The following is a 703-nucleotide window of genomic DNA, read 5'->3' as shown; positions in this document are numbered from 1 at the left end:
TTGGTGGTGGGGTGGGCTGGTTGTCTGGTTGTTGTTTGTGAATTGCATAGTGGACGCGAGCATCTTTGTGGCCAAGTTGTTTAGGGCACACGGTGGATGCCTTGGCATCAGGAGCCGATGAAGGACGTGGGAGGCTGCGTTAAGCCTCGGGGAGTCGCCAACCAGACGTTGATCCGGGGATGTCCGAATGGGGAAACCTAGCACCAGTCATGTGGTGTTGCCTCCGTCTGAATGTATAGGGCGGTTGGTGGTAACGCGGGGAAGTGAAACATCTCAGTACCCGTAGGAAAAGAAAACAATTTAGTGATTCCGTGAGTAGTGGTGAGCGAAAGCGGAAGAGGCTAAACCGTGCGCGTGTGATAGCCGGCGGGCGTTGCGTGTGCGGGGTTGTGGGATCTTCCGGAAGGGACCGCCGTCTCTTCGAGCAGTGAGAAATCGGTGGGGTAGTCGAACGCTCTGGGAAGGGCGGCCGTAGACCGTGATAGCCGGGTAGGCGAAATTCTGCCGACTGCTGGGAGTCGTCCCGAGTAGCACGGGGCTCGAGAAATCCTGTGTGAATCTGCCAGGACCACCTGGTAAGCCTAAATACTTCCTGATGACCGATAGTGAACGAGTACCGTGAGGGAAAGGTGAAAAGCGCCCCGGTGAGGGGTCGTGAAATAGTACCTGAAACCGTGTGCCTACAAGCCGTAGGAGCGTAAAC

At 56.3% G+C, this 703-nt stretch carries 1 rRNA gene; it reads left to right on the top strand.

What is annotated here, in order from left to right:
• Positions 1–69: 69 nt before the first annotated feature.
• Positions 70–703: ribosomal RNA gene (locus HHX41_RS39470) — 23S ribosomal RNA — on the top strand; the annotation flags it as partial.

Source organism: Microbispora sp. H13382 (assembly GCF_014161445.1).
Lineage (GTDB): Bacteria > Actinomycetota > Actinomycetes > Streptosporangiales > Streptosporangiaceae > Microbispora.
The sequence above is the reverse complement of the archived record's forward strand: the minus strand, read 5'-3'. Positions and strand labels throughout refer to the sequence as shown.